Origin of the sequence: Desulfurella sp. (assembly GCF_049977265.1) — a bacterium.
Lineage (GTDB): Bacteria > Campylobacterota_A > Desulfurellia > Desulfurellales > Desulfurellaceae > Desulfurella.
In genome coordinates this window covers 1-12,462 of sequence record NZ_JBMFGQ010000022.1, presented here as the reverse complement: position 1 = coordinate 12,462, position 12,462 = coordinate 1, and the positions used below count along the sequence as shown (strand labels likewise).

The following is a 12,462-nucleotide window of genomic DNA, read 5'->3' as shown; positions in this document are numbered from 1 at the left end:
CAATTTACACAATATTAATCAAGAAATTTTTTAGCACATTTAAATTATTTTTGTTAATGTTTAAAAAAACAGTCGTTTCGCCTAAAAATTTACCACCAACTATATTAACTTGCTTTATTAATTTATCAGTATCAATTTTCGCATCAATATAAAATTGCACCGAGATACCCTTTGAGCCAAACATTAAACTCTTTACATAAGCTTTCTTAGCATACAACTTTATTGTGCTAATTTCAACAAGTTTAGATACTATTTTTGGAAGTTTTCCATATTTATCTTCTATATAGTTTTCTATGCTGTTTAACTCTTCTTCGCTTTTAGCTTTTGAAATAAGTGTATATACAGCTGTCTTTTCGTCGTCTATATACCAATTTGGTATATATAAGTTGTCTATAAATTTTATTTCAAGATCTCTTTCGGTTTCTACATTTGACATTTGCGATAGAGTTTCTTGCGTTAACTCTACATACAAATCATAACCAATAGCTTTAATATTGCCACTTTGATCTTTGCCCAATATATTGCCTGCACCTCTTATTTCCATGTCCTTTAGCGCAATGTTGAAACCAACTCCTCTTTCCATATACTCTTTTAACGTAATTAACCTCATTGAAGCTTGTTCACTAAGTGGTGCATCATACAACAAATAAGCAAAAGCTTCTATATCAGAGCGCCCTACCCTGCCCCTTAGCTGATATAAATCACTTAAGCCAAAATTTTGTGCTTGTGATATAATAATGGTGTTTACATGCTTTAAATCCAAACCGGATTCAATAATTGAAGTAGATATCAAAATAGGAAACTTGCCATTTGCAAAATCATTTATAATTTTTTTTATTTTATTTTTTGGTAACTGCGAGTGGATAACCTGTTTCTCATAATCTGGAAGCAATTTATCCAAGAATGCTTTTGTTTGGTAAATTGTATCAATACGATTATGAACAAAAAAAACACTGCCGTCTCGAAAAATTTCCCTTTCTATAGCTTCCTTAATAATCTTATCTGACTGCTTTAATACATATGTTTCTATACGCTTTCTTGAAAGAGGTGCTGTCTTTATAACACTTATGCCCATAATAGAATTTATTGCCATATTAAGTGTGCGTGGAATTGGTGTTGCAGATAAATAAAGCATGTCTACCGTTTCGAATTTTTGTTTAAAATATTCTTTAATTTTTACACCAAATCGCTGTTCTTCGTCAACAATCACAAGACCTAAATTTTTAAAATTTATATCGGCAAAATAAGCCGAGTGAGTAGCAATTAATATATCTATTGTGCCCTGCTCTAAATCATTTTTAATTTTTTCCTTTTCTGTTTTTTTTGTAAAACTATTCAAAAGTGCTATTTTTACAGGATAATTTGCAAAACGCTCGCAGAACGTATTATAATGCTGCATGGATAGAATTGTTGTAGGCGCGATAACAACGCTTTGCATAGCATTAAAAGCGGCTATGGCTGCGGCCCTCATTGCTACTTCAGTTTTGCCAAACGAAACATCACCGCAGATAAGTCTTTCCATTGGAGAGTCAGTTCTCATATCATTTTTAACATCTTCAATTGCTTGCAATTGGTCTTGTGTTTCTTGATACTCAAATTCTGCTTCAAATTCTTTTAATTCGATCAAATCTGTGTTATAGGCGAAGCGCTTTAGTATTTTTCTCTTTGCATAAATATTAACAAGCTCGGTAAGGATTTTTTTGATAGCTTTAGATGCATTTTCTTTTCTTTTATGCCACGACTTTGAATTTAGCGAGTCAACTTGGGCCTGAGCGTTAAACTCAAACAAACAATCAGCATTTGTTATTGGCACATAAACTTTATCTTGATTGGCATACTCAATCTCAAAAAAATCCATCATCGCATCTTCTACTTTAAGCGTCTTTATACCCTTATATATACCTATACCGTAATTCTTGTGCGCAATAAGTTTATCTTTTTGGAACTGAACCATCTGGATTTTTGGGAGCAACTGCTGGTCTTTTTGCACAGATACTCCAAAAATCTCTTCAAAGCTAACAAACGCAACCTTGTTTGTCCTAAAACCTTTTTTCAAATATCCACTGCTTAAAAAAATACCACTTTCACCATCTCTTACAATTTGAGCATCTTTTGATTCTAAAATGCTTTTTAGCTTTTCAACACGAAAATCGCTTGAGCACGCAATTACAACTTTTGACGATTTTGACAGCTCTATTAGAAAATCCAATTTTTGAGCAGTTTGGATATTTGGCACAAAAACACTCTCAAATTCATTGATATAGCTTGCATAATCCATTGTTTTTTGGCTTAATAGGCGCAAATCGTAAACACCTTCGCTAAGGCTTGCTCTCTTTAAAGCAAGCTCTATTGCTTTCTCATCAAAATAAAAGTGCTTTGCAAGCTTTTTAACTGTTTTATAGTCTAAAATATAGCCTTTAATATTTTCACTAATTAGTGAAAAGCCATACTCGTCTTGGCTATAGTTGTATTCTTTTGCATATGTAATGTAGGCTTTGTCAATTTTTGAGTGCGTTGTTTGGTTAACCGGGTAAAATGTCCTTATATCATCAATTGTGTCGCCAAAAAAATCTATCCTTAATGGTTTATCATAAACGGGCACAAAGCAATCTACTATGCTCCCCCGTGTAGAGTATTGCCCTATATCTTCAACATTTGTCACAAAGTCGTAATATAAATCAGCCAAAAGCTCAATAAATGCTTTATGGCTAAAGCTGCTATCTTTTTTTATCGCATGAAGGATAAAATTTTCTTCTTTTACTGTAGGCTGCATAATAGCCTGCAGGCTTGTAACCAAAATGTGGTTTTCAGTCTCAATTTTTAGGCTTGCCAGTGTGCTTATGCGGTTTTTTATAGTATTACTGGAAGGGGCTATAGAAGAGTTTGCACCAATACTGTAAGCTTCAAAAAAACTTAGCGATAGACTGTAATTATAGTATTCTTTAAAAAAAACCAACGATTCATAAAAAGTCTTTGCTTCAAAATTGTCATTTAAAACTACTAAAATATTTTCTTTTGAGATTAAGCTAAAAGCAAGGTAGGATAGTAATGAAAAATCATAGTACATGCAATACTATTATCATTTTTAACGAAAAATTTCAATCTATGCAAAAAAAATTTAGAGGCTTTAAAGCCTCTAAACTCAAAATATGCCCGCGACTTCGTTTGATATTAGATTTTCAATTTCTGGTGTAACTTTTTGCAAATCCATGTTGGTTTGTTTTGCTTCAACAACAATTCTTGTTCTATAGGCTTGATAATTTGTTTCTCTCTGATATTGGCTTGAAGTTTGAGTGCCTTCTCTATTTTCTTGAATTTGCGTTGTAGAATTGTTTGAGTATGAGCCTTGCGTGTAGTTTGAATTGCTATTGTAGCTGCCACTTGATTTATGAGTTATGGTTGCACCAGCAACATGGCCAGACTCACCCTGGGAATAATTTGAAGTTACAGTTTGCTTAATAACACCATTTACCCTTTCTGAAACTTGAATATCAACAACACCCAGATAAGTATCTACATGTATTGCACTGCCAATAGCCGCGCCAAGCAATGATCCAACCGCAGCACCACCGAGTGCCGCTGCACCCTGACCGTAGCCTTGTCCAATACTTGCACCAGCTAAAGCTCCGCCAAAACCACCTGCTAAGGCTCCATCAAATGTGGCAAATTTTGTTTCTTTTCCCATATATAACACATTTGCTTGTAACCAGTAATGTGCTTTTTGCGGATCAGCGATTACCTTATACCCGTTTGCTTCAAGTTTCTGAACTATCATGTTTTTTAAATCGGGCATAGACACTTGCGATGTATTTCTTACTTGAACAAATACAGTTTTTTGAGCTGGACCCACTGGATTTAAGAAAATAGTATTGCTCATCTTGGCTTGAGTTTGCAATTTTGCATTCTCAATACCACTCATTACGGTTGCACACGATGATAGATAAAAAACCAATCCTAAAGCAAATAATACACTAAAAAAAGTGTTTGTAAAAACGTTTCATAAAACCTCCAAAAAAAATTTCTATCCAACTAAATAACGATAATTTCTAAGGATATTTGACAAAATTTATTGCTTGATAAACACTTTATTTCTCCCGGAATTTTTGGCAATATACAGTGCTTCGTCCGCTTCTTTTATTAAAGACTCAATTGTTAATAAATCACTAGGTTGACTTTTTGATATGCCGATAGAAACTGTTGCTTTTATTTCAAAGTCATTAAATAAAAAAGTAAGTTTTTCTATTTCTTTTCTTATAGTCTCTGCCTTTTCGATAACATTTTCAAATTTGCAAATAAGACCCGCTACAAATTCTTCTCCACCGTATCGCAAAAAAACATCTTCTATTCTCAATAAGCTTTTTATAGTTTTAGCTATCTGATACAAAACATAATCACCCGCTTGATGTCCAAAAGTGTCATTAATTTTTTTGAAGTGATCTATATCAAACATTATAACATAAAAAGCATTACCAGAGCGCTTAGCTCTTGAGTAATCTTCGGCTAATCTTTGCATACCAAACCTTCTGTTGTATATACCGGTAAGTTCGTCTAATGCAGCAATTTTTTGCATATGCTCATACGCACTCGACCTGTCAAGTGCCAAATTATATTGATAAATTAATCTTTTGAAAAAGTTTATATCATCTTGTTTCAAATATGAGTTAAAATACAGTGCTATTAGATATTTTTCGCTTTTTTTTGTTTCAATGGGTAAAAATACAACTTCTTTTGGCTTAACAGATAATGTAGCAATACTTATTTCTATGTTTGAATCTCTAAAGCTTAACAATTGACCTTTATCCAATATATTTTTAATGGACTCTTTTTGCTTATCATTAAGTTGCTCTCTAGATAAATAACTGAATATTACATTTAAATTTCCCATTCTATCAAGGTTAAAAATCTCAATACCCAAACAATTAAAATTATCAGTAACAAATTTTGCAAAATTCCTATTTAGCTCTTTTATTTCTAAAGATTCGTTGAGTTTTAAATAAAATTCATCACTTTTTTGATACTGCCAAAAAAATTGTCTAATAATGCTGATAAATAAATTGTATTTTGTACCTAAATCATATACATCCCTGTTGTTTTCAACAAAACAATCCGTGCAAGATTCAACGTATTTTATCTTTCCTTCAATGTAATTTTGTATATTTGTTGAAATCGTATCAATTTTATTTTTTAGATTTGCCAATCGTTTTATGATTGTTATTTTTATTATTAAAAACCCTATTAAACCAACAATTATACCAGAAATTATGCATACTGTAAAAAATATTGTTGTATAGACTTTTTCCTTTGGCAAAGCCAAAACAAAATCACTGAAAAAAGGAAATAAAACACCAATTAAAACACCAAAACCAAGCATCAATAGTGCTGACTGCCAAATAACATCGTTTTTAATTTGCATTTAAAACCATCCTTTCTTTGATTAGAAAAATTAAAACATAATTAGATTAAAATTTCAAGAAAAATTTATCAATAAAATAACGACGGTAATAATTTACAAATCTTACCATTTATGGTAATATCAGCTTTGAGTTGCAAGAAGGAGAAAGCTTATGCGAAGTGCAAAACATATTTTTGTAATAGGAAGAAAAAACCCAGACTTAGATAGCATAGCTTCATGTATTGGATATGCTTATCTAAAAAACAAAATATCAAATAGCAACGAATATATTGCGTGTGCAAGCGGTAGTATCAATGTAGAAACGCAAAAAGTCCTAAGCTACCTCGGTACGCCTTTGCCAAATTTTATCACAAACTTAAACCTAAAAGTTTGTGATATTATGACACAAAATATTATAACAGTAGAAAAAAATGCACCAATAACCGATGTATTTAAGTTAATGTTAAAAAAAGACTTAAGAATTGTGCCCATTGTTGATGAAGAAAATAAATTTTGCGGATCCATAGATATGCTTGATATAGCAAGGAAAAGCATATCTGCTATAATACCTGATATATTTAGAAAAATTAAGACCAAAGTTAGTTTAATAGCAAAATCGCTTGATGGTAAAATTTTAAACGATCCATTTAGTGATGATGAATTCGTAGCAAATGTTATTTTAGGAACAATGGACACAGATAGCTTTTTGGAAGAAATACAAAACTTTGATCCACAAAATGTTATTTTAATTGTAGCAAACAGGCACGATATTCAAAAAAAAGCTGTAGAAATAGGTGTTAAATGCCTTATTATTTCAAACAATGCGAAGCCTTCCAAGGATATTATTGATCTAGCAAAAAAAAATCAGGTAGCAATTATTCTGTCTTCTTATGGTTCATTTGCGACAGCTGGTCTTGTCGAATGGAGCGCACCAATATTTACTATAGCAGATAAAAACCCATCTACAGTACAAGAAGGTGAATTTGTAAAAGACATCAAAGAAAAGGTTTACAGCTCAAAAAATCGTGCAATCATGGTTTTAAATCCTTTTGGCAATATACTTGGCATTATAACAAGAACTGATATTATAAAATATTCAAAAAGACAGGTAATACTTATTGACCATTCTGATTCGATTAACGCTCCAGAAGGCATATTTGAAAGTGAAGTGCTAGAAATAATTGATCATCACAGATTAGGAGACATAAAAACTTCTAATGTTACACGCTACAGAATAGAACCTTTTGGCGCAACAACAACTATAATTGCAGATGAGTTTTTTAAAAATAGTGTAATACCAGAAAAAAAAATTGCTTTACTTCTTGCAAGTGGAATAATTGTTAATACTTTATTTTTACAACCAGAGAAAACATATGATTATGACATAAAAATGCTTAAGTGGCTTTGTGAAAAATCAGGTACAGATTACCAAACTTTTTCTTTGCAAATAAGAAGTATCATTAATACTTAGGGGAGGTTTTTGGATGGATGTGGCAAAGGTAATTTTGTTAATTGCTTTTGGTAGTTCTTTGGTTTCTATTATTTATGCTGTTATAAGTGCTTATTCAGTAATGTCAAAAGAAGAAGGCACACAACGCATGAAAGATATAGCAAAAGCTATACAAGAAGGTGCCTATGCATTTTTAGCAAGAGAGTATAAATACATAGCAATAGTTGCAATTGTAATTTTTGCTATTTTGTGGGCTTTAGGTTCGGTTTCAAGCCATTTTGGTCTACTCACAGCTATGGGATATTTGTTTGGCGCATTTTTATCTGGGCTTGCAGGGTTTATCGGCATGGTTGTTTCCGTAAAAAGCAATGTTAGAACTGCAAATATTGCAAAAGAAGGATTAAAAAAAGCTTTAAGGTTATCATTTACAGGAGCTTCTGTTACGGGTTTTCTGGTTACAGGTTTTGGACTTTTGGCAATTGCAGGCTTTTACTATGTTTCTGTTTATGTGATTGGCACCCCAGTAGATCATGCACTAAAAGCATTGATTGGACTTGCTTTTGGTACAAGCTTAATTAGCGTATTTGCAAGACTTGGCGGTGGCATCTACACAAAAGCTGCAGATGTTGGAGCGGATCTTGTAGGTAAAGTTGAAGCAGGGATACCTGAAGATGATCCAAGAAACCCAGCAGTTATAGCTGATAATGTGGGCGACAATGTAGGTGACTGTGCTGGAATGGCAGCAGATGTTTTTGAAACATTTACAGTTACCACTGTTGCTGCTATGATTTTAGGCCATTCGCTATTTGACCCAAAAAATTTCATGGGTATAGCTGGCATGCTTCCTTTGCTTATTGTTTCTATTGCTTCTGTTGCTGGCATAATTGGCACATTTTTTGTTAATGTGGGTAAATCTGGTAACATTATGGGGGCATTTTATAAAGGTTTAGTTGCAACAGCCATTATTTCACTAATTGTAATATGGTTTGCAATGAATAGCTTCATACCTCAAACAATTGGACAATACCCTACAATAAACATATTTATTACAAGCGTACTTGGAATGATACTAACGGGACTTATCATGTTAATTACAGAGTATTATACATCATACAGTTTTAATCCAGTAAAATCTATCGCAAAATCATCAGAAACAGGCCACGCAACTAATATAATTCAAGGTATGTCTGTAATGTACAAAGCACCAGCGCTTCCTGCAATAGTTATTGCACTCACAACTTATTTTTCTTACCAGCTTGCTGGTTTATACGGCATAGGTATAGCTGCTGCTTCAATGCTTTCTCTAACAGGTATCATTATATCTATAGACTCATATGGGCCTATTACTGATAATGCCGGTGGTATAGCAGAAATGGCAGAACTGGACGAATCTGTAAGAAAAGTCACAGATCCATTAGATGCAGTTGGAAACACTACAAAAGCAGTAACCAAAGGTTTCGCAATAGGCTCTGCAGCATTGGCGGCACTTGTTTTATTTGCCGAATATACCAGAGTTTTAAGCTCTTCTAACATTGGTGGGCATTTAACTAGTTTTGATTTAAGCAATCCTTATGTAATTGTTGGTCTATTACTTGGCGGATTGCTACCATTTTACTTTGGCGCTATGTCAATGGAAGCTGTTGGACAAGCGGGTGGCTTGATGGTAGAAGAGGTAAGAAGACAGTTTAGAGAAATTAAAGGTATATTAGAAGGTAAAGCAAAACCAGATTATGCAGCGTGTGTTGATATCGTAACAAAAGCATCAATTAAAAAAATGGTAGCCCCTGGACTTATTCCTGTAATAGCCCCCGTAATTGTTTATTTTTTGTTTGGACCAGTATCATTGGGAGCAATGTCCATAGGTTCAATTGTTACTGGTTTCTTTTTAGCAGTATCAATGACAAGCGGTGGGGGTGCATGGGATAATGCAAAAAAATATATCGAAGATGGTAACTTTGGTGGAAAAGGAAGTGAGGCACACAAAGCTGCAGTAACAGGCGACACAGTTGGAGACCCACTTAAAGATACAGCAGGCCCTGCTATTAACCCTATGATTAAGATTATAAACATTGTAGCAATTTTAATCGTTTTAATTTTTGCATAAGAAGGTTAAAAAATGAAAGCAACAATTATTGTAAAGCCAAAAAAAGGTGTTTTAGACCCTCAAGGTAACGCTATAAAAAAAGTTGCAAATAGTTATTTTGGCACCGAATTTATCGATATAAGGTCAGGCAAATATTTTGAAGTAAACTTAGAAAATAAAGACGCAAAAGACATAATTCAACAACTGGCTTCGAAAATACTTTCAAACGAAATTATTGAAGATTATGAGATAATTTATGAAAATAGGAATAGTTAGATTTTTAGGTACAAACTGCGATTATGACTGTGAATTTGCAGCACAATATATGGGTGCCAAAACACGTCTTGTTTGGCATGAAGAAACAAATTTAAAAGAGTTTGACTGTATAATATTGCCTGGCGGTTTTTCTTATGGAGATTACCTAAGGGCAGGCGCATTGGCAAAGTTTACAAAACTTTCCAATGCCTTGCTTGAGTTCAATAATTTTGGTGGTTATATATTAGGCATTTGCAATGGTTTTCAAATATTGACAGAGTTGCACTTACTGGAAGGTGCACTTATAACAAATACGAGCTTAAGATTTATACATAAACAAACTTACATAAAGCTTCTGCCTTCCATATGTAAACTAACACAAAACATCAAAAAAAACATTCTTCAAATGCCTATTGCCCACAAAGAAGGCAATTTCTATTGTGATAATACAACACTTAAAAATTTAAATGATGAAAGTAGAATCGTATTTAAATACTGCGACAAAGATGGAAATGTTGATATGGACTCAAACCCAAATGGAAGCCTTGAAAATATAGCTGGCATTTGCAACAAAAAAGGCAATATACTGGGTTTAATGCCGCACCCTGAAAGAGCTGTAAGCTTTTTAGGACAGGATGGCGAGTACTTTTTTAGTTTTTTGAGGTAAAAATGTTAGATGAAAGTAAAAAGCTTTTTTTAGAAGCAAAAAAATACATAGTAGGTGGCGTTAACAGTCCGGTTAGGGCTTTCAAAAGTGTTGGAATTGACCCCATATTTATAAAAAAGGCAAAAGGGGCATATCTATACAGTGAGGATTCAAATACTTTTATTGATTATGTTTCCAGTTTTGGACCAAATATTCTTGGAAATGCAAACAATACAATTATAAATAAAGTAAAGGCCGCACTTGAAAACGGCTTTACATATGGCGCCTGCACGAAAGCAGAAATAGAACTTGCAAAAAGAATTGCTGGAGCTTTTGATTCAATTGAGCTAACGCGTTTTGTAAACTCTGGTACAGAAGCTGTTATGAGCGCTATTAGGCTTGCAAGGGGTTTTACGCAAAGAGAAAATTGTCTTAAATTTATTGGATGCTATCATGGGCATTACGATGGTATGCTGGTTGGTGCTGGCTCTGGTGCTGCTACATTTGGTGTGCCAACAAGTAAAGGTGTTATAGAAGATATAGCAAAACACACACTACTTTGCGAATATAATGATTTTGATTCTGTTAAAAAGATATTTCAAGATTATGGTCATACTATAGCATGTGTAATAGTTGAACCAATTGCAGCAAATATGGGTGTAGTACTGCCAAAACCTAACTTTTTAAATTTTTTAAGAGAAATTACACAACAATACGAAAGCTTACTTATCTTTGATGAAGTTATAACAGGATTTAGAGCATGTTATGGCGGTGTGCAAACTTTAGAAAATATAAAACCAGATTTAACAATTTTAGGTAAAATTATAGGTGGCGGTTTTCCGCTTGCAATGTACGGTGGCAATAAAGATATTATGGGTTTAGTAAGCCCTGAGGGTCCTGTTTATCAAGCTGGTACGCTATCTGGCAATCCCATCGCTGTCCAGGCAGGTATATCTACACTTGATATGCTAAAAAACACAAACCCTTATGAACAATTAAAACTAAATACACAAATTTTAGTTTCAAGAATAATGGGACTTGCAAGTACTTATGATATACCGCTTAGTGAGAATTCTTTTGCTTCGTGTTTTACATTTTTCTTTACGGAAGAAAAACCCACAAATTATGCTGAAGTTGTAAAATCAAACGAGCGTTTGTTTAAAAACTTCTTTTTAGGAATGTTAAAGCGTGGTATATATTTTGCGCCTTCTCAATTTGAAGCAAATTTTCTATCAACTGCACATACCAAAAACGATATAGAATATACAATAAATGCTGCGGAAGAAATATTTAAAGAATTACAAAATGCAAAATTTATAGTATGAAGAAAAATAAAAGTAATAAAGATTTTTATAAAGGTTTATATGATGCTTCAACGATTGGTATGAGTTTTGTTTTTTCCATAATAATTGGGGGTCTTATTGGCTATTTTCTTGACAAACAATTTCCTTCTACACACCCCTGGCTTTTACTAATCTTTATTTTTTTTGGTATTGCTGCAGCTTTTAGAAATTTATATATAGGAACAAAAAAGATAAACAAAGAAAGCATAGATAAAAATGACTCAAATAAAAAGACTTGAAATTATTTTGGTAATATTGTATTTTATATTCGCAATAATTGCGTTTTTTGCAGTTAATTTTTTATTTGTTGGTGTTTTGGTGGGTGCAAGTGTAGCTTTGATTGATTGGTTTTTATTAAAAAAAATGTCTTTTAGATGGGTAAGAAAAGGTAGGTTTTCTTTTTTGGGCAATATTGTAAGATTATTAATGATTGCTTTTTTAATAATTTTGAGCTACAAGCTATTAGTATACAGTTTTGTAGGTTTAATAATAGGCTTTTCTATTTTGCCTATTTCAGTTTTAGTTTATTTTGTCTTATTTAGAAAGAAATTAGATAGGGAGGTTTAATGGAAGCGCCTAACTTTTTAGAATTTATAGCACATATGCTTCATATGCCAAATTTTATGGTCTTCACATGGTTTATTATGCTAGTTATTATTGTAATTGCTATCAGTGTACGTTTTACACTTAAATTCATGCCATCAAATTTCCAGAATGTGGTTGAAGCATTTATATCTGGTATGTACAGTTTTGTAGAAGATATACTTGGTCCAAAAGAAACCAAAAAACATTTTAAGCTAATAGCATCGCTTGGTATATTTATATTCTTTTCAAATATAGTAGAACTTATACCTTGGTTTGTTCCTCCAACATCCAGCTGGAATACAACAATTGCACTTGCTATTTTAGTATTTGTTTACTACCAATACCTGGGCATAAAGCACAATGGTCTAAAATATATAAAGCATTTTATGGGTCCTGTGTGGTGGCTTACACCTTTAATGATACCTGTTGAGATAATCGGTCATTTTGCAAGGATTTTATCGCTATCTGTCAGGCTTTTTGGAAATATAGGTGGTGATGATTTACTTTTAGCTGTATTGTTCTTTTTGGTTCCAGCACTTGTGCCAATTCCAGTTATGTTTTTAGTATTATTTGCTGCTGTGTTGCAATCTTTTATATTCCCATTACTTACAACACTATACATTGCAGATGCTGTTGCAACACACCATGAGTCATAAAGTAGACAATTTTTTTATTGTGAGGAGGTTTTATGAAGGGTAAGGTCTTATT

At 32.9% G+C, this 12,462-nt stretch carries 11 protein-coding genes; 8 read left to right on the top strand and 3 right to left on the bottom strand.

Annotation, left to right across the window (positions count from 1 at the left end; all coding sequences use genetic code 11):
* Positions 1-4: 4 nt before the first annotated feature.
* The 3 genes from ACP5FO_RS05480 to ACP5FO_RS05470 all read right to left on the bottom strand — a co-directional run bounded on the left by ACP5FO_RS05480 (position 5) and on the right by ACP5FO_RS05470 (position 5,413).
* Complete coding sequence (locus ACP5FO_RS05480) at positions 5-3,067, bottom strand: helicase-related protein (protein ID WP_428157141.1); 3,063 nt, start codon at positions 3,065-3,067, stop codon at positions 5-7.
* Positions 3,068-3,142: 75 nt separating this feature from the next.
* A complete protein-coding gene (locus ACP5FO_RS05475) occupies positions 3,143-3,952 on the bottom strand; it encodes a complement resistance protein TraT (RefSeq protein WP_428157140.1) in 810 nt (269 codons plus the stop codon).
* Positions 3,953-4,066: 114 nt separating this feature from the next.
* Positions 4,067-5,413 carry a GGDEF domain-containing protein gene (locus ACP5FO_RS05470; RefSeq protein WP_428157139.1) on the bottom strand — a complete coding sequence of 449 codons (1,347 nt, stop codon included), beginning with the start codon at positions 5,411-5,413 and terminating at the stop codon, positions 4,067-4,069.
* A 151-nt stretch (positions 5,414-5,564) separates the two neighbouring features.
* Between ACP5FO_RS05470 and ACP5FO_RS05465 the strand changes: the two genes are divergently transcribed.
* From ACP5FO_RS05465 to atpB, 8 genes are read left to right on the top strand one after another with little or no spacing between them, the layout of a single operon-like run.
* Positions 5,565-6,863: a putative manganese-dependent inorganic diphosphatase gene (locus ACP5FO_RS05465; RefSeq protein WP_428108985.1), complete on the top strand. Its 1,299-nt coding sequence runs from the start codon at positions 5,565-5,567 to the stop codon at positions 6,861-6,863.
* Positions 6,864-6,876: 13 nt separating this feature from the next.
* Positions 6,877-8,946, top strand: coding sequence for a sodium-translocating pyrophosphatase (locus tag ACP5FO_RS05460; protein WP_428157138.1), 2,070 nt, complete (start codon positions 6,877-6,879; stop codon positions 8,944-8,946).
* A gap of 12 nt (positions 8,947-8,958) precedes the next feature.
* Positions 8,959-9,201, top strand: a complete 243-nt coding sequence (gene purS / locus ACP5FO_RS05455) for a phosphoribosylformylglycinamidine synthase subunit PurS (RefSeq protein WP_428108993.1) — start codon at positions 8,959-8,961, stop codon at positions 9,199-9,201.
* A complete protein-coding gene (gene purQ, locus ACP5FO_RS05450) occupies positions 9,182-9,847 on the top strand; it encodes a phosphoribosylformylglycinamidine synthase I (protein WP_428109000.1) in 666 nt (221 codons plus the stop codon). Before purS ends, purQ begins: the two co-directional genes overlap by 20 nt.
* A gap of 2 nt (positions 9,848-9,849) precedes the next feature.
* Positions 9,850-11,151 (top strand): glutamate-1-semialdehyde 2,1-aminomutase, encoded by a 1,302-nt coding sequence (hemL, locus tag ACP5FO_RS05445; RefSeq protein WP_428109002.1) that lies wholly within the window; start codon positions 9,850-9,852, stop codon positions 11,149-11,151.
* On the top strand, positions 11,148-11,408 hold the full coding sequence (locus ACP5FO_RS05440; RefSeq protein WP_428109005.1) for an AtpZ/AtpI family protein: 261 nt from the start codon (positions 11,148-11,150) through the stop codon (positions 11,406-11,408). Before hemL ends, ACP5FO_RS05440 begins: the two co-directional genes overlap by 4 nt.
* Positions 11,386-11,736 (top strand): hypothetical protein, encoded by a 351-nt coding sequence (locus tag ACP5FO_RS05435; RefSeq protein WP_428157137.1) that lies wholly within the window; start codon positions 11,386-11,388, stop codon positions 11,734-11,736. The genes ACP5FO_RS05440 and ACP5FO_RS05435 overlap by 23 nt, the downstream gene beginning before the upstream one ends.
* Positions 11,736-12,410, top strand: a complete 675-nt coding sequence (gene atpB / locus ACP5FO_RS05430) for a F0F1 ATP synthase subunit A (RefSeq protein ID WP_428157136.1) — start codon at positions 11,736-11,738, stop codon at positions 12,408-12,410. The genes ACP5FO_RS05435 and atpB overlap by 1 nt, the downstream gene beginning before the upstream one ends.
* The last annotated feature ends 52 nt before the right edge of the window (positions 12,411-12,462 follow it).